This window comes from Pseudomonas algeriensis (assembly GCF_048847255.1).
GTDB lineage: Bacteria > Pseudomonadota > Gammaproteobacteria > Pseudomonadales > Pseudomonadaceae > Aquipseudomonas.
The window spans coordinates 215,598-232,759 of the sequence record NZ_JBKKRK010000008.1 but is presented as its reverse complement, the minus strand read 5'-3'; the positions used below and the strand labels follow the sequence as shown (position 1 = coordinate 232,759).

The following is a 17,162-nucleotide window of genomic DNA, read 5'->3' as shown; positions in this document are numbered from 1 at the left end:
GATGCGCGCCCTGCTCCTGATATTCAGCTTGATGGTGTCCATGTCCTCCCCTGCTGCCGAAAAGCTGCAGGTCGTCACCAGCTTCAGCATCCTTGCCGACATGACCCAACAGGTCGGCGGCGAACACGTTCAGATCGTCAACATGGTCGGTCCCGACGCCGACGCACACACCTACGAGCCCACCCCAGACGATGCCAAGGCGCTGCTGAAAGCCAAGGTGATCATCAAGAATGGATTGGGCTTCGAGCCGTGGCTGGATCGCCTGGTCACCAGCACCGAAACCACCGCGCCGGTAATCAGTGCCAGCCGTGGCGTGATTCCACGTTCGTTGGACGAAGACGGGGAGACCATCCCAGACCCGCATGCGTGGCACAACCTTGCCAACGCCGTGCTCTACATCGGCAACATCACGAAGGCATTGGAAGCAGCCGACCCGGCCAACAAGGCCGATTTCGAACGTAACAGCCAGGCGTACCTGAAAAAGATCCATGCCCTACTCGCCGAAGCCAAGGCGAAGTTCACCGCTTTGCCACCCGGCAATCGCAAGATCGTCACTTCTCACGACGCCTTCGGTTACCTGGGCCAAGCCTACGGCATCGATTTCATGGCACCGCAAGGCTTGTCCACTGAACGCGAGCCATCGGCTGCCGAAGTGGCTGCCTTGATCACGCAAATCCGCCAGGCCAAAGTCAAAGCGGTGTTCATGGAAAACATCAAGGACGCACGCCTGCTCAAGCAAATTGCCGATGAAAGCGGCGCGCACATCGGCGGCACCTTGTACTCCGACGCCCTCGCCGCCAGCGGGCCCGCGAGCACGTTTACCGGACTGTTCGAATACAACCTCAACACCCTGTACGAAGCGTTGAGCCAGCCCTGAAATCAAGCCCTCGGCTTGACCGTTCCGCAATCCTGCCCCAGCCACACGGCGCGGGTATCCAGGCTACCGTTCTGCTGGATGCCCGTGGCGTTGAACGTGCCATTGACCTTGGTGGTGAATTCGCGATCACTCTGGAAGGTCGCGATGCCACTGCCCTGGGCTTTCGGACAACTGAAGCGAAACTTCCATTGGTTGCCGGTCCGCTCGGTGATCTGCTGCTTGCACCCTGACTGCGGATCCTGCAGCGGGATGTCGTTGGTCTGGACTTGCTCCGGCGTCAGGCATACCCGAATACCTTTACCACCCATGGTGATGCCTTGCTTTTCCAGCATCGCTCGCTGCTCGGGCGTCATCTGGTTCTGCAACTGGCCAAGGATCAATTGCAGGTCAGGCAAATTCTGGTTATCAACCTTCATGTTGCTTGTCGTCAGTTCCCACAGGCCCGGTTGAAGCATTTGCGCATGAGCCGCTACAGGAACCGAGAAACCAATGGCCAAGGCCAAACCCAGCAGGCGAACTTTCATTGCAAAAACTCCAGAGGACAAGTGGCCGTTAGACGCTGCCGGCAAGCTTCGGTTCAGGCCAGCACAGGTGAATAAATTAGCGACATTCGTTGCGTAACATGGTCTGTTAAGCATTGAAACTTCAGGAGCACGGCTGCCCCATGGACTATTACGGCCCGCATGTTTTCGGTTACCTGATCGCGCTGCTCCACACCCTCGGTTCCATCGCCGCGGTCCATGCGGTACTCACCGTGCGAACCGCCCAAGGCTCGATCGCCTGGGCCCTGTCACTGGTGTTCATCCCTTATCTGACGCTTATTCCCTACCTGGTTTTTGGCCGCAGTACTTTCGACGGTTACATCAAGGCGCGACGACAGGCCAACGAAGAGATGCGCAAGGCGATCTCCGAGCTGAACTGGCGGCCTTGGGTCGAAGAGGCGCTCACAGCCCGCGCGTCCCACGCTTATGCTTCCTTGCGCGCCATGCCGAAGCTCGGACGCGCGCCTTGCCTGGCGAATAACCAGGTGCGGCTGCTGGTGGATGGCCACGCCACGTTCGAGGCGATTTTCCAGGCCATGGAAAGTGCGCGGGAAGCCATTCTGATCCAATTCTTCATCATCCATGACGACCGTCTCGGCCAACGCTTGCACGCGTTACTGTTGAAGAAAGCAGCCGAGGGCGTGGCGGTATACCTGCTTTATGACCGTATCGGCAGTCACTCCCTGCCCCACCGTTATGTCCAGGCACTGCGCGACGGCGGCGTCCATGTGAAAGCCTTTGCCACCCGCAGCGGTTGGTTGAACCGGTTCCAGGTCAACTTCCGCAACCATCGCAAGATCGTGGCCGTGGATGGCGTCCTGGGGTTTGTCGGTGGTCACAACGTGGGCGACGAATACCTGGGCGAAAAGCCTCCGTTGGCCCCATGGCGCGACACCCACGTCGAAGTGCGCGGCCCCGTGGTGGCGAGCATGCAGGAATCCTTTGCGGAAGACTGGTTCTGGGCCGCCCGTGCGTTGCCGCCATTGATCCTGCCGGACACCTATCCGGATGGCGGCGTGCTCTGCCAACTGCTGGCCAGCGGTCCGGCGGACGCGCAGGAAACCTGCTCATTGTTTTTCGTCGAAGCGATCCACGCCGCAAACGAGCGAATCTGGATCACCACGCCCTACTTCATCCCTGACGAAGCGGTTTTTGCGGCGCTGCGCCTGGCCGTCTTGCGCGGCGTGGATGTGCGTATCCTGCTACCTTCGCGGCCCGATCACAAAATCGTCTACGCGGCGTCCAGCCTCTATGCATTCGAAGCGGTGCGGGCCGGCGTCCGGGTGTTTCGTTATGAGCCAGGATTCCTGCACCAGAAAGTCGTACTGATCGATCAGGAAATAAGCGCGATCGGCAGTGCGAACCTGGATAACCGTTCGTTTCGATTGAATTTCGAAGTCATGCTGCTGACCGTTGATATCGCGTTTGCCAGCGAAGTGGAGCAAATGCTCGAGAAGGATTTTGCCCAAGCCCACGAAGTGGCCAAACAAGAAAGCCGGGAGACCCACCGCCTGCAAAAAATCGGCATGCGAATCGCCCGGCTCATTTCGCCGATTCTTTAAGGCGTGTAGATGTCGTCGCGAGTCCAAGGCAATTCATGGCTGCCATCGGCATGGGCCTTGACCGCGAGAATCTGATGCAAGTTTATCCAGCCCTTGGCGAACGCGTAGGCGCAGCCCGCCAGATACAGTCGCCAGATTCGCAAGGCCTGCTCCGGCACTTCCCTTGACGCAGCTTCGAGGTTGTCCTCCAAACGCTCGCTCCAATGATCGAGGGTGCGCGCGTAGTGCATGCGCAGGCTTTCTACATCGACGATTTCCAGCCCGGCTTCGCTGATTTCGGCGGAGATCATCGACAGATGCGGCAACTCACCATTGGGAAACACGTATTTCTCGATGAATTCGCCCGCCCCGCGCCCTACCGGACGGCCATCGGTGTGCTTGGCGGTGATACCGTGATTCATCACCAAGCCGCCTTCACGGACGGCACCGAACAGCGTCTTGCAGTACTGGGCCAGGTTGGCGTGCCCCACGTGTTCGAACATGCCGACACTGACCACTTTGTCAAAACGTCCGTCCTGGGGCAGGTCCCGATAGTCCAGCAACTGCAGCTCGACCTGATCTTCCAGGCCTTCAGCCTTGACCCGCTCCCGAGCCAGGGCGAGCTGCGCCTTGCTCAGGGTAATGCCAAACACCTTGGCTCCGAATTCCCGCGCCGCGAAACGCGCCAACCCGCCCCAGCCACAGCCAACGTCCAACAGATAGTCTCCGGGTTGCAGGCGCAGCTTGCGGCACAAATGGCGGAATTTCGCTTGTTGCGCTTGTTCGAGGGTTTCGCTGCCGGTCTCGAAATAAGCGCATGAATACACCATGTCGCTGTCGAGCCAGAGCTGATAAAACGCATTGGACAGGTCGTAGTGATAAGAGATCGCCTTGGCGTCGGTTTCCTTGTCGTGGACAGTACGCACCGGCAAGTTGCTGTCGTCTTCGTCCACCAGGGCCTGGCTCAGCTCGTCACATACACGAATGACTTCATTGATAGAGCCTTCAAGCTCGAGTTTGCCTTCGACAAACGCTGCACCCAGTGCATCCAGGCTGGGGTGGGTGAATTGCGCGACCACTTGAGGGTCCTTGACCACAATCGTGACGCTGGGATCGGCACCGAGCGTGAACTCATGGCCATCCCAGAGCCGCAAACGAAGCGGTAGATGCAGATTCTGTAAGGCCGGCGGAAGTTGAGCGAGCATGAAAAATCCCCCTTTGTTTCAGACGTCTGAAATGAGGGTAGACCATGCTAGAAAAATAGCAGGCTATCGAATTTATAGCCTTTTTCTATCGCCCTGTTACCAGCTGTGTTTTAGCAGTGACTGCTGGCGAAGGAGTGCCCTCTCGTAAGTGACTGCGGGCGCCGCCAACAGTTCGCTCCAGCTCGCTCGTTAGATTCTCAACAGCGGTTCCTGGAACCGCAGCAGACGCCCAGCGTTTCCCAGCACCAACAGGGTGCTCAAGTTGTGCAGCAACGCGGCGATCATCGCGCCCGCCGCGCCCAGCCAGCCAAATGCGGCGAAGGCAACGATAGCGAGCGTCCAACCCAGGCCGATGATGACATTGACCTGCAACGTACGTCGGCACTGCCGGCTCAACCGTACACAGGTTCCAAGGCGCCTCAGATCACTGCCAATCAGGACGATATCCGCCGACGCAAGCGCGATATCCGCCCCGCCGGCACCCATTGCGACCCCCACCACCCCGGCCTTCAGCGCCAGGGAATCATTGATCCCGTCACCCACCACCATCGGCCGGAACCCGTGACCGATTTCGGCCATGACCCGTTTAAGTTTGTCTTCCGGCAAAGCCTGCGCTTGCAGATCGTTGATACCAACCTGCTGCGCCAACGCAGTCGCCACGCTTTGGCGATCTCCGGTCAACAACAATTGGCGACCCAGGCCAAGCTCGCGCAACTCGGCCATGGCTGCCCGCGCTTCTGGTTTGACGCTGTCGGCCAGCAGCAACCAGGCGAGAAATTGCCCGTCGAGGGCCAAGCCGGCGATTGGGCCGTCATGCTCGGGAATGGCCGGCGTCTCGATTCCCAGCCGGGCGAACAACTCGGGACGACCAAGTGCGGCTTCGCCCCGTCCGGTCATGGCCACCACGCCCAGGCCCTGGCGTTCGTGTACATCGCTAAGCGGCAGATAATGTTGCGCAGCCACCTGCCCTGCCAGCGCTCGGCTGACCGGATGACTGCTGGCCGATCCGAGGCTGGCGGCCAAAGGCAGCAGCTCGGAGCGATCCGCCGAGGCGCCTTGTATCGATTGCAGTTGCAATGTGCCGTGGGTCAAGGTTCCGGTCTTGTCGATGACCAGCGAAGTCAGGTCGGCCAGTTCCTCCAAGAAAGCCGAGCTGCGAATCAGGATCCCGTGACGTGCAGCCACCGCAATCCCGGCAATGGCCGTTGCCGGCGCTGACAGCACCAAGGCGCAGGGACACGCCGCCACCAGGACCGCGAGCATCGCCTGGGCATCGTTCGTGACAAACCAGGTCACCGCCGCCAGCAGCAACACCAGCACCAGGTAACGACCGGCGTAGCGTTCCAGCAAGCGGGTAATCGGCGGCTTGGAACGCTCGGCGTTTTGCATCAGGGCAATGACCTTGCCCAGCGTCGACGCTTCGCCAATGCGCGTCACTTCCAGGCGCAGCAAACCGTCGAGGTTGATCGCGCCGCCAAACACATCCATCCCCGCGACCGCCTCCACGGGTACGGACTCGCCCGTGATGGGCGCGGTGTCGAGGCTCGCTTGCCCGGACAAGACTCGCCCGTCGGCAGGCACCCTGTCACCGGCGCGAACCTCCACCACATCGCCTGGTCGTAGCGTGCCGTTATCGACTTCGATGACCGAGCCGTCGGCCTGCACTTTGCGACCTTGGCTGCGGGTCAACTGGCCGAGGGCGTGGATGGCTTCCTGGGAGCCGATCACACTGCGTTCTTCCAGCACGTGACCGAAGATCATGATGATGGGCAACAGCGCGGCCGTCAGCAGATCGCCGGTGGCCCAGGCCCCAAGCATTGCCAAGGCGATGAGTTGATCCGTGATCCCATGCAAGCTCGGATACCGCAAGCTGTACCAGGCGGAACGCATTACCGGCATCGCTACCAGCAACGAGGCAGCACCCAACAACAACTGGCTGACACCGTTTTGCCCTGGCGACCAACCGCGCCATGCCAGGCCCAAGGCGAGCAGCCCGAGTGCGAGCATCGCCAAGGTCAGCTGCCGAGCGGCTGCACGCTGTTCGGCAGAAGACAACATCGGTGCGGCAGTGGCTTGAGCGGTCATTGCCCGGCTCCTTGGATAATCAAGCGGGAATCGTCTTTCGGATCGACCGTGGTCACCGACCCGGCCCGACGCAGGATTTCAGGCATGCGTTCACGGTACAGCCGCCACGGCATCTGCGGATCGCTGCCCTGGGTCTTGGCCAAGCCGAACACCGAAGCTGTGTCGGACGACGCTTTGGCGAGCCGTTCTCCAGCCTGGGCATGGGCCACCTGCAAGGCCCGGTCGGCCTCCTGGCGGGCTGACTGGGTCTGTTTTTCCGCCTCGGTACGGGCGCTGGCGACGGCTTTGTCGGCCTGCTGGCTGGCGGTCAGCACTGCGTTGAAAGCCCCCACGGCAGGCCCGGGCAGGCTCGACTGCACGTCGACTCGCACCACTTCGATTCCCAACCCCTGCCCTGTCGCGGCAAGATCAGCGAGTCGCCGGTTGATACCTTGCACCAGATCGCCACGAAGGCGCTCCCGACGCTCCGCGGCCTGGCTATCGCTACCCAACAATTCGGGGCGAGCCACCAGGATCGTGTCCAGGTCCCGGGCTGCGGCAAGAGCCACGGCACTGCGGGTCGCCAACCGATCCAGGGCCGGCAAGACGTGTTCGCCTTGCAGGACAAACGCGTAAGGGTCGGTGACCTTGTAGAAAACCCGCACGTCCAGCTGCACCACGCCGGCGTCACCGGTCAATAAATAACCAGAACCCGCCAAGGCATCCGTCACTGGCGAAGCGAAGCTGGCCACTCGATCGGCCTGTAGCGCCGCATCCGAGCGGAGCAGATTTTCTACGCGGCGTTCCAGGACTCGATCCGCCGCCGGCAGTAGGATCACCTGTTCCACGGGACGAGGCCATGCCCATAAAAGTCCCGCGTTCTGGACACGATCCAGTGCGCCAAAGTGCAAAACCATCGCGCGGTCCTGCGGAGCGACCTGCCGCACGTTGGCGAACAACCAGGCCAACGCGGCAAGGACAGTGACCGCGTAAAGCGCAAGGAACGACAGGCGTCCGGCCTGAATCCATGGACTGGACAGCTCGTTTGTTCCACGTGGAACCAAACTCATGGCTGGGTCCCGCCCTTGGGTTCCAGTGAAGGAGGGCCGTCCACCAACACCCGGAATGGCGCCGCGTCTGTGCGCAGAATCAGCTTGGTGCCCGGGCTGACGATGGTCTCCAAGGTGTCCAGCGAGCGAAGCAGATTGTAAAGCTGGGGCGAACCCGCATAGGCCCTTCCATAGATCTGCGCTGCCTCCACGCGAGATTGTGCCTCTATCTCGGCAGCTTTGACGGTGGCGTCGGCTTGCATGATTCGCGCGTCACGTTCAGCCGCCGAACGAATTTGTGCTGCTTCACGCTTACCGATGGCGGTGCGCTCCGTGGCGATGGTTTCTCGTTCGGCACGCATGCGGTCCACGGTTGCGGTAAGCGTTATCGAAGGCAAAGTCAGGCGCTCGATGCCCACTTGCAAGACCCGCACACCATAGGTTGTCAGCAGTTGCTGCTCGATCTGTTGACGCAGTTGGGTTTCAAAATCAACGATGCGCACTTGGCTGGCATCGGTATTGACCAGATTCGCCAAATCGAAACTGGCGGCCGTGGTCTCCAGCGCCGAGCCGACAAACGTGCGTATTTGCCGTGCGGCTTCGTCTGGCTGGTTCTGCACTGCCCGCATGAAACGCTGCACATTTTCCGGGTCCGCTTGCACCTGCCAGGTGACATAGGCCTGAACAATGATTCGCAGCCCATCGCGAGTACCGACATCCTGCAATCCGCTGGAGCTGGTACGTAACCGCAAATCCACCGGGACCGCTGCTTCGAATGGCGCCGGCCAGCGCCAGCCCAGGCCCGGGTCCAGCAGCACTCGCGCCGGGTTGCCAAAACGGGTGATAACGGTGGCCTCCCCCGAGCGCACTTGCACCAGGCTGGCAGCCGCTATGGCAAACACCACCAACAGCGTTGCCCAGCCCATGCGCCTCCAGGGAAACGGACCAGCCTGCTGCGGGTCGCCGTGGTGATGATGCCCGTGGTGATGACCAACATGGCCGTGATCGTGACCACCGTGGTCGTGATGGTCGTGATGGTCGTGGGACGAAGACTGGCTCAATGGGCAGCTCCTGGCAGGACAGGGTTACGTGGCGACGCAGGGTCCGCCGGCAGCGGGAAAGTGCGCAGATCCAGGGTCGGCGCGTTGCCGCTGCCGCCCACGCGATGATCGAGAATCAGCAGATTGGCCTTGTCCAGGCCATGGCTCAGTTGGCTGAAGTACTGCTCAAGGAGGAAGGCGTGGCCTGCCTTCGCATAGGCTTGGCGTTCGGCATCGAAGCGCAGGCCCGCGGCTTCGGCGGCGGCGTTGATTTCCCTCGCCGTGGCTTGGGCCTGGTCATGGGCGATGCTGGCTTGCAGTTGCGCCTGGTTGGTCTGTTCAGCCGCGGCGCCGCGCTCCCGGGCGATCAATGCCTGCGCGCCGATCTGCGCCGCTTGCACACCGTGATAGGCATTCGCCGCGCCAGCCGGAGGGTGGATCGCCTCGACCACTGTCGCAAGAATCTCAACGCCGCTGTCCAACGATTGCAAGTCAGCCTGCACCGCACGGCCGATTTCGTCGGCCAGGCTGACCCGGTCCGTGCCCAGCAAACCGTCCAGCGTGCGCGATGCGAATTCATGCACGAGGATGCGGCTGGCCGTGCTGCGGATCAGCGTTGGCACATCGGCACTGTTGTACGTCGCAGCAAGTGCTGCGGCATCCGTCAGGCCGATGCGATATACAAAGCGCACATCCATGTTGACGATCTCGAAGCTTTGTTTATCGGCACGCCGGCTGGCGATGACTTGGGATTTATCGTTCACATGCGTGGCGTCCCATAACCGATTGGCGTTGACCGGCGCCGCTCCTTCGGCCGGTTCCGCTTGCACAAGCGCGTTGCTATCGCCAACGCTGGTCGCCAATTCATGCACGACACCATTTTCCACTGTGAGCACCCTGCCCCACGGCCAAGGGAGGCCCCCATGCAGGCCTGGGCCAAGGACTTGCACCGGCTCGCCGAATCGCTCGTAGATTCCGCGCTCCTGCAACGCCACTTCATGCACGCCGGTGAGCGACCAGCCCACCAGCGCCACCAGCGCCAGCACAGGAAAGAAAGCCCGGCGCATATAGCTGAACGCCCAGATCTGACGCAGGTCGATGCCGAAACGGTTGTGCAACTCGTGCTGCAAGACCAGCAACGGTTGCGGCGGCCAGCGCAGCAGATCGGCGACAAAGCTGCGACCCATCAGCGTCGGCTCGAGGGAGTCGCGGCGCGGGCTGAATAAGGAGAGTATGGCGCGCAACAGCAGCTCCACCGCGACCAGCCCTGGCAACACCCCGATCAACACTCCCAGGCGCGTCGGCCAGATTGACGTATCGGCGGCGAACAGCAGGCACAATGCGCCAAGGACAAGCACGGCGATCGCCACCCGCGCGAGCTGTGCCAATGGCAAGGCTTCCGGCCACTCGATTGGCGGTTGCTGGGCCAGTTGGCGTTCAAACACCAGCAAGCTGAACGCCAGCAATAACGAAACCACCGCCCCGACACTCGCCGACACCCCAAGCGATGCAGCAGGCAAATCTAGATTCCAGGCTTGCTCAAGGCTCAGCAACGCCAGGAGCGCCCAACCGGAAAGCCACAACGCGGGCGCCCCGATTTGCTTCAGCAGACCGACCCAGCGGGCGCTGATCCCCTCGAGCATCCGCTCATACCAACCCGAGTCTTCAACCGGCTCAGTTATAACAGGTGCGTTGTCCACCGCAGGCGCCAGCGCCTCGCTGCGCCAACGCGTCACCCACCCGGCCGATTGCAGGCCCGCCAACAACACAACAAGGCCGGCGCTTTGGCTGACCAACAGGGCAGGCCACAAGGATTGCGGCGAGAACAATCCGATGAAAAACGCCAGTACCAGGCCCAATCCCGCCAGGCCGGCCAGCGCCAACGCGATCCGCTTCAAGCGGCGTGTCTGGAGCGCAGCACGCTGAAAGCGCGGCCACTCGGCCACCCGTGCCCCTTCGATTTCTAGATCGACTTGCATGTCATCCCAGCGCATGTGGAAAACCAAATTCAGGGCTGTGGATAAAAACCGCCACCGCTCCGCTACGTTCGTTACTTTATAACCGGTGCTGTGAAATTTCCGTGTTGAATTTTTCACGGCCAGCCCTGGTGACTTTAGCCTTGACCGTAATCTCTGGAAACGCTCATATTACGTGCATAATTTTTTTGGCGAGGCGGGAGAACAGTGATGAGCGATTACGACGTGATCATTCTGGGTGGCGGTCCCGGCGGCTATAACGCAGCGATTCGGGCCGGGCAGTTGGGCTTGAAGGCCGCTTGCATCGAAGGCCGCGCAACGCTGGGCGGCACCTGCCTGAACGTCGGTTGCATGCCCTCCAAGGCACTGCTCCACGCGTCTGAGCTGTACGAAGCGGCCAAGGGCGCGGAATTTGCCAATCTGGGCATCAACGTCAGCCCTACCCTCGACCTCGCGCAGATGATGAAACAAAAGGACGAAAGCGTGGCGGGCCTGACCAAGGGCATCGAGTTTCTGTTTCGCAAAAACAAGGTCGACTGGATCAAGGGTTGGGGCCATATCGATGGGCCCGGCAAGGTGAGCGTCACCGGCGGCGATGGCGGCAAGGTTGAACTCGGCGCCAAGGACATCGTTATCGCCACCGGCTCCGAGCCGACGCCACTGCCCGGAGTAGAGGTCGATGACCGGCGCATCCTCGATTCCACTGGCGCATTGTCCCTCGGCGAAGTGCCCCGTCACCTGGTGGTCATCGGCGCGGGGGTCATTGGGCTGGAACTGGGCTCAGTCTGGCGACGCCTGGGCGCTGAAGTGACCGTGGTGGAATACCTCGATCGCATCTGCCCGGGTGTGGATGCGGACACCGGCAAGACTTTGCAGAGAGCCCTGGCGAAACAGGGCATTCAATTCAAGCTGGGGGCCAAGGTCACTGGCGCCGTGTCCTCGGCCAACGGCGTGCAGTTACAGGTCGAATCCGCAGCAGGCGGCAACGCGCAGACGTTGGACGCCGATTACGTGCTGGTCGCCATTGGCCGCCGGCCTTACACACAAGGGCTGGGGCTGGAAAATGTCGGGTTGACGACCGACCCGCGTGGCCTGCTCGCCAACAAGCGCCACCGCACTGAGGCGCCCGGTGTCTGGGTGATCGGCGATGTCACGTCCGGGCCGATGCTCGCCCACAAGGCCGAAGACGAGGCCATGGCCTGCATCGAGCAGATTGCCGGCAAGGCCGGCGAGGTCAATTACGACCTGATCCCCAACGTGATCTATACCCGGCCGGAACTGGCCAGCGTCGGCAAGACCGAGGAACAGCTCAAGGCTGCGGGCCGCGCCTACAAAGTCGGGAAATTCCCTTTTACGGCCAACAGCCGGGCGAAGATCAATCACGAAACCGAAGGGTTCGCCAAAGTGTTGGCCGATGAGCACACCGACGAGATCCTCGGCGTGCATCTGGTTGGCCCAAGCGTCAGCGAAATGATTGGCGAATACTGCGTAGCGATGGAATTCGGCGCCTCGGCCGAAGACATCGCCCTGATCTGCCACCCTCACCCGACCCGCTCGGAGGCATTGCGCCAGGCGGCGATGGATGTGGAAGGAATGGCTACGCAGATGTAGCGCCGCATTCCTGTGGGAGCGAGCTTGCTCGCGATGGCGTCAGGTCAGTCTCATCCACACCTGCTGACTCGGCCTCATCGCAAACAGGCTCGCCTCCACAATCAGCGCGCCGCCAACCGTGCCTTGCGCTGGCGACGGCTGATCAATGCCAGCCCAACGGCTACAACCAGCACTACGCTGCCCACTTGCACCCAGATTTTATAGGGCTGCAACGCCGAGCGAATCGGACTCAGCGCCTGCGTGACATAGCGCTTGTCAGCCTTGTCAAAGTCCGGAAATGGACATAATTCCCCAAAATGCCATCCCCATTCCACGTAAGGCCCTTCCTCTATATACCGCCGGTACAACGCTCCCTGCTCTTCAGGGCTTGAATTGAATCTCCATGCATAACACAGCACCGCTGCAAACGCCTGGCTGGTATGGGGTAGATTGTCCGCCGCCCGACTCGCCAATGCAGTGGCGACAAACCGATAGTGATATCGCTGGTCCGGTTCGGCTGCGCTGGCCTGTTGCCTTTGCACCTCGCCTTCAGACAATAAGGGGCCAACCTTCAGTTCCACTGGTTCAAAACTGTAGTTGCCTTCCAGACTGGCGTAATCCGGCGCCATCTCATAAGCGAGCAGCTGCATGCCCATGTCGCGCGCTACCGTGGACGCAAGAAAATACGCCTTGGCACGTCCGGTCGGCCACCATTTGGACTCGGCATCCTTGCGCATTTGCCCGTAATATTCGGCACTCACCTGCAGCTGAACGCTGTCGAAATACGCTGGTGCTTCGTCGTAGCGCCCCTCGCGCAGCAGACGACGACCCAGCAGGTTACGCAGTTTCGCCGGCACCGACAGTTGTACATAATTGTCCCGCTCTTCCTGGCTCAATGGCGGCGGAGCCGTAACCTGGGCGTCTACGTATTGCTTGAGTTCATCGACCGTCAGCACGCGCTCGGCGACCGTCGCGGCGTCGTACCAATAATTGTTGCCGCCGCGATAAAGCTGATCGAACGCTTGCAGGTAATCACCACGCTGCAACGCTAGGATCGCGCTTTCACCTTCGACCCGGCACTTGGGCTGGACCGTCTCGTAATCCCAGTCCGGCGTGCGTCGATCGCCCCAGGATTCCTCCTTCGGAAATGCCTGGGCGGCCTTGGCATAAGCCGCCGCCGCAGCAACCTTGTCTCCGTCGCGCAGGGCGAGTTTGGCGCGCACCCACCAGGCCAGCCCAGTGTCGGCGGCTTTATCCACGAAAGCCTTGGCGCCGGCGTAGTCGCCGTGTTGATAACTCACCGCAGCCAGGCGATCCGCATCGTCCAGGTTGCCCCGGGCGCTGGCCTGCAGCAACTTGACGAGTTGTTTCTCGCCGGATGGCTCTTCGCCGTCCCACCAGCCGACGCGGCTGAGCAAATACGCCGTCGCCAGGCGCTGGACGCCTTTGGTCTTGAGCAATTCCCTAAGGCGCTCGTCGGATTCGAGCTTCAGGCTACTCGCCAACTGCAACAACGAGCTGTAGCCGACCGGAGAACCCTGCAGGTTCTGGGTCGCGTACAGCCCGATGGCACTGTCCCAGTCATCGGCGGTATAGGCCACCCTGGCCTCCTCACCGAGACTGGCGACGCCCAGTTCCAACGGGTCGCTGAAACCGGCGACGCTCAACTCTCGGGCCTGGCGAAAGGCTTGGCGCGCCTGATCCCGCAAAATAGTGGGGTCGCCGCGACCGGCCTCGGTGCTCATGGCGAACAACGCGCGGCCCAGGGAATAGGCTGCCCAGGTGCTGCGCAGGCGGCGCTCGTCGGCGGGCAGCGCCAGCAATTGTTGGAATGATTCGGCGGCGCGCTGGTGATCGCCCGCGTTGAAAGCCGCCGCGCCCACCGCGTACAAGCGCAGCTCGGCGGGCAGGTTCGCCGCTTCGCTGGCGACCTGCTCAACATCGCCTACTGCTCGCAGCCGCTCTACCACCGCTTGTTGCGGTGGCGTCAGGCCGAGCTGTTCGGCTTTGTTGCGTTGTTCAACGTAGGAGGCCACATCGTCATAACTGTAGTCGGGGTTGCGCGTCGCATCCGTGGTTGGCTTCAGCCCCGCAATGGCCTGACCGAGACGGCTGACCTCGAAACGAAAGCTGCCTTCGGGCAACTCCGCCAAGGATTGGGCCCGGTTATCCAGCAGGCGCATGGGGAACTCCGGTCCACAGGCCAGCGCCTGGCCCACGGGCAGGCTGAGGCTCAGGCACAGCAGGCGACGAGGCCACTTACGGGTAGACATTGAAACCTCCTTGGTCAATTTTTGTGCAGCGCGCCCAGCCGATCGCCCGTTGGGCACCGGCAGCCAGGCGACCTTCCTGAATGCGCGAGAAGGTAAGCACTCCGGGGGTTTGTTGCAATGCATAACCTGACAGGGCATCGACCCCGTCACATGCGCCCACCGCCAGCGTCAGCCGCTGGGGCCAAGGGCTGTCGAGATTGCCCTGGTTCACCAGCCAGATATCGTAGAGGCCGTCCTGCTCGTCAATGCGCACCGCCATACGACTGTGGAGCCTGTCGCCACGGGCCACCGCGCCAAGGGTGGCCAGGCTCCATGCCCGTCGATCTCCCGGCAGCGGTAACCGAAACCAGACGATCCCGGCCAGGTGCCCAGGCGGTTCGGCGCGCAGCTTTGCCGTCAGGTCGGCGACCTGTTGCGGATCGGCCCGCAATTCCCGGCGTTCGCCGCCCCGGTCGATAGACACTTCGCTTTCCACCACGGGCGCACCGTTTTCCTGGGTCAGCAGCGCGACACCATACGCCGGCAAGGCCAAATAGAACGGCCGCGCGGTGATCTCGCCCCAGCGTTCGGCCCAACGCCTGGCCTGTTGCGCGTCGAACAGACCTTGGCGAGGATCGCTGACCGCATGGACCTGCAAGACGCTACTGTCCACGGTCGCCAACAATTCAGGCAACTCGGGGCTATCGAGCCAGGCCGGCAGCGCCGTGATGCTGAGCTGTAGCGTGGTGGGTAAGGTTTGTCGCAACCGGGTGAGAAAGGTCCGGTAAGCCGGTAGCCGTTCAGTGCCCGCATCGTGATCGATTTCCACACCCATCGGCACCAGGCCCTGGGCCCGCCACTGGGCCAGCAACTGTTGGATCTGTGCGATCACATCGTCCTGGTCCAGAGATCTGAGCTGGCCGTCCAGACGGATCACCGCAACCAGCGGTCGGCCGTCAGCCTTGAGCAATACTGGGTCAATACGCGCACGGCTCCAGCCGGCTCCCGGAAACGCCTGCAACGCCAACACCCGCAAGCTGGAAAAATCGCCGTGGCTTTGGCGCAGCGCGCCTTCGTGGGCCGGCGTCCACTGGCGTTGCCAGACATAGAGCTGTTGATCAAGGACGGCAGGCGCGGGCTGGTCACAGCCGCTCAGAAACAACGCGGCGAGGACCAGCGCTAGCCTGTGGATAAAAGTCATGAAGCGCAGCCAACCGAGAAAGGTTGGCAGATTAACCCTTCCAGGTTCCTTCAGAAACCGCTGGCGGGGGCATTGCCCCCGCCATAACCGGCCAGGCGCTCAGACTTCTGTCTGCAATCCCGCAGCCGTACGCGGCATCCCGACGAAGCCAGGCAGGGCTTCGATCCGCGCCAGCCATGCGCGCACATGGGGATAGTCTTGCAACGAAACATTACCCTCCGGCGCGTGGGCGATGTAGCTGTAACTGGCGATGTCGGCAATGGTCGGGGCGTCGCCGACCAGATAGGCGCTGTTGCCCAGGGCTTGGTCGATGACTTTGAGCAGGCTGTGGGCACGGGCGATCACCTCTTCGGCATTATGAGAGGCACCGAACACCGTGATCAGCCGCGCCGTGGCCGGTCCGGCATGCAGTGGCCCGGCGGCTACCGACAACCAGCGCTGGACGCGAGCGGCGCCGACCGGGTCCGTTGGGAGCCAACGGCCCTGGCCGTACTTGTTTGCCAGGTACACCAGGATCGCGTTGGAGTCAGCCAGTACCACGCCGTTGTCATCAATGGCCGGCACCTGGCCAAACGGGTTGATCGCAAGGAAATCCGCTTGTTTGTGCGCGCCCTTGGCCAGGTCCACAAAGCTGATCTCCACAGGCAGATCGAGTAACGAGAGCATCAGCTGCACACGGTGGGCGTGGCCCGAGAGTGGAAAGTGATAGAGCTTGATAGGGTTCATGGTCGACTCCGCTCAGAGATGACGCCATCAGCAGAACGGCGTCGATGGCCCATCTTCTGCCCAAGCCCGACGCTGTGGAATCACCTGCAAACGCAATCCATTATTTCTGCTGGCGAAACAATGCGTCAGCCTTTCAAGGCCGGGTGTTCTCGCAACGCGCCGACCATGAAGTCGACAAAGCTGCGCACCCGCGCCGACGCATTGCGCCCGCCCTGATACACCACGTGGATCGGCAGGGGCGGCAGCTCGAATTCCTCCAGGACGATTTCCAGCTCACCGGCAGCCAGGTTGCCGGCCACTTGGTAAGACAGCACCCGCGTCATCCCCAAGCCTTGGCACGCCGCAGTGATGGCGGCCTGATTGGCCGTCACCACCAGCCGCGGCGCGGGCCGGACGGACAATGGCTGGCCAGCCTCGACAAAGGTCCAGTTCTTGATCTGGCCAATCGCCGATGAAGACACCACCGGCATCCGCTCGAGGTCTTGAGGGTGCCGCGGACGGTCGTGGCGGGCAAAGAAATCCGGGGAGCCACACACCACCCGCCGCACCTCACCGACACGTACGGCGTGCAGGCTGCTGTCGGGCAGCTCGCCGATGCGCACGGCCACGTCTATGCCCTCCTCCACCATGCTGACGGTGCGATCGAGCAGCAAGGCGTTGACGCAGACCTCGCAGAAGCGACCCAGATAATCCACCAGCAATGGCGTGACAAACAGCTGTCCGAACAGCACGGGTGCCGTGATGGTCAATTGCCCGCGGGGTTGGGCGTGACTGCCCGCGGCGGAATCCTCGGCTTCCTGCAGGTCGCCCAGGATCCGCCGGCTGTCATCGAGAAAGCGCTGGCCGGCTTCACTCAGGTAGACGTTGCGTGTAGTCCGTACCAACAACGGCGTACCGATGCGTTGCTCCAACGCCGCCACTGCACGCGTCACGCTGGCCGCCGACAAACCCAGGCGTCGCGCAGCCGATGAGAATCCCGACTCCTGGGCCACGGCGACAAACACCTGCATTTCCTGGAACCTGTCCATCCATCCTCCGATGAGAAATCCTGATACAAGTTTTGTACACGCCGAAAAGCCGCGCCGGACGCCATTGTAGG

Annotated in this window: 13 protein-coding genes; 3 read left to right on the top strand and 10 right to left on the bottom strand. The window is 61.9% G+C overall.

What is annotated here, in order from left to right; genetic code table 11:
* Position 1 precedes the first annotated feature (1 nt).
* Positions 2–877 carry a metal ABC transporter substrate-binding protein gene (locus ACLK1G_RS14910; protein ID WP_420766088.1) on the top strand — a complete coding sequence of 292 codons (876 nt, stop codon included), beginning with the start codon at positions 2–4 and terminating at the stop codon, positions 875–877.
* 2 nt (positions 878–879) lie between these two features.
* Here ACLK1G_RS14910 and ACLK1G_RS14905 read toward each other — a convergent pair whose 3' ends face one another.
* Positions 880–1,401 carry a DUF3617 domain-containing protein gene (locus ACLK1G_RS14905; protein ID WP_420766087.1) on the bottom strand — a complete coding sequence of 174 codons (522 nt, stop codon included), beginning with the start codon at positions 1,399–1,401 and terminating at the stop codon, positions 880–882.
* Between the two features lie 140 nt (positions 1,402–1,541).
* Here ACLK1G_RS14905 and cls point away from each other — a divergent pair, with 140 nt between their 5' ends.
* Positions 1,542–2,981, top strand: a complete 1,440-nt coding sequence (gene cls / locus ACLK1G_RS14900) for a cardiolipin synthase (protein ID WP_420766086.1) — start codon at positions 1,542–1,544, stop codon at positions 2,979–2,981.
* On the opposite strand, the gene cfaB is transcribed toward cls, so the two are convergent.
* The 5 genes from cfaB to hflK (ACLK1G_RS14875) form a co-directional block, all read right to left on the bottom strand.
* The gene (cfaB, locus tag ACLK1G_RS14895) at positions 2,978–4,165 is read right to left on the bottom strand and encodes a C17 cyclopropane fatty acid synthase CfaB (RefSeq protein ID WP_420766085.1); all 1,188 of its coding nucleotides are present in this window, start codon (positions 4,163–4,165) and stop codon (positions 2,978–2,980) included. The two genes, cls and cfaB, sit on opposite strands and share 4 nt — an antisense overlap.
* A gap of 189 nt (positions 4,166–4,354) precedes the next feature.
* Positions 4,355–6,250 (bottom strand): cation-translocating P-type ATPase, encoded by a 1,896-nt coding sequence (locus tag ACLK1G_RS14890; RefSeq protein ID WP_420766084.1) that lies wholly within the window; start codon positions 6,248–6,250, stop codon positions 4,355–4,357.
* Positions 6,247–7,299 carry a protease modulator HflK gene (hflK, locus tag ACLK1G_RS14885; protein WP_420766083.1) on the bottom strand — a complete coding sequence of 351 codons (1,053 nt, stop codon included), beginning with the start codon at positions 7,297–7,299 and terminating at the stop codon, positions 6,247–6,249. Before hflK (ACLK1G_RS14885) ends, ACLK1G_RS14890 begins: the two co-directional genes overlap by 4 nt.
* Positions 7,296–8,339, bottom strand: a complete 1,044-nt coding sequence (hflC, locus tag ACLK1G_RS14880) for a protease modulator HflC (RefSeq protein ID WP_420766082.1) — start codon at positions 8,337–8,339, stop codon at positions 7,296–7,298. Before hflC ends, hflK (ACLK1G_RS14885) begins: the two co-directional genes overlap by 4 nt.
* Positions 8,336–10,297, bottom strand: coding sequence for a protease modulator HflK (gene hflK, locus ACLK1G_RS14875; RefSeq protein WP_420766128.1), 1,962 nt, complete (start codon positions 10,295–10,297; stop codon positions 8,336–8,338). The genes hflC and hflK (ACLK1G_RS14875) overlap by 4 nt, the downstream gene beginning before the upstream one ends.
* A 207-nt stretch (positions 10,298–10,504) precedes the next feature.
* Between hflK (ACLK1G_RS14875) and lpdA the strand changes: the two genes are divergently transcribed.
* Positions 10,505–11,905, top strand: a complete 1,401-nt coding sequence (lpdA, locus tag ACLK1G_RS14870; RefSeq protein WP_420766081.1) for a dihydrolipoyl dehydrogenase — start codon at positions 10,505–10,507, stop codon at positions 11,903–11,905.
* 101 nt (positions 11,906–12,006) lie between these two features.
* Here lpdA and ACLK1G_RS14865 read toward each other — a convergent pair whose 3' ends face one another.
* The 4 genes from ACLK1G_RS14865 to ACLK1G_RS14850 form a co-directional block, all read right to left on the bottom strand.
* On the bottom strand, positions 12,007–14,157 hold the full coding sequence (locus ACLK1G_RS14865) for a hypothetical protein (protein ID WP_420766080.1): 2,151 nt from the start codon (positions 14,155–14,157) through the stop codon (positions 12,007–12,009).
* A complete protein-coding gene (locus ACLK1G_RS14860; RefSeq protein ID WP_420766079.1) occupies positions 14,144–15,337 on the bottom strand; it encodes a DUF3142 domain-containing protein in 1,194 nt (397 codons plus the stop codon). The genes ACLK1G_RS14865 and ACLK1G_RS14860 overlap by 14 nt, the downstream gene beginning before the upstream one ends.
* 99 nt (positions 15,338–15,436) lie before the next feature.
* A complete protein-coding gene (locus ACLK1G_RS14855) occupies positions 15,437–16,063 on the bottom strand; it encodes a glutathione S-transferase family protein (protein ID WP_420766078.1) in 627 nt (208 codons plus the stop codon).
* Positions 16,064–16,188: 125 nt separating this feature from the next.
* Entirely contained in the window at positions 16,189–17,091 is a 903-nt protein-coding gene (locus ACLK1G_RS14850) for a LysR family transcriptional regulator (protein ID WP_420766077.1), read from the bottom strand.
* Positions 17,092–17,162: the final 71 nt, after the last annotated feature.